Source organism: Monashia sp. HAY1-5C, from assembly GCF_056755255.1.
In genome coordinates this window covers 1-254 of the sequence record NZ_JBPGXG010000531.1, presented here as the reverse complement: position 1 = coordinate 254, position 254 = coordinate 1, and the positions used below count along the sequence as shown (strand labels likewise).

Below are 254 nucleotides of genomic sequence, written 5' to 3'. Positions count from 1 at the left end.
GTCGTTCAGTCGGTCGCGGTCCAAGAGCAGGGGAACAAGCTCGCGTTCCAGCCACTGCGGGTCAAGGTCCTGGTCCGCGACCAGCAATGCACCGCCGGCCTCAACCAAAGGAGCCGCGTTCAGGGCCTGCTCGCCGTTTCCGATCGGCAAAAGCACGAAGACCGCCGGGACGCCAACTGCTGCGACTTCGCTGACCGTTCCGGCCCCCGCGCGGGCGAGCAGGACGTCAGCAGCAGCGTAGGCGTTCTCCATGC

General features: G+C 66.9%; 1 protein-coding gene. It reads right to left on the bottom strand.

Going from position 1 to position 254, the window contains the following annotated elements; all coding sequences use genetic code 11:
• The coding region (locus tag ACR9ZK_RS22675) for a glycosyltransferase (protein ID WP_481344180.1) at positions 1–254 on the bottom strand (254 nt) is incomplete at both ends.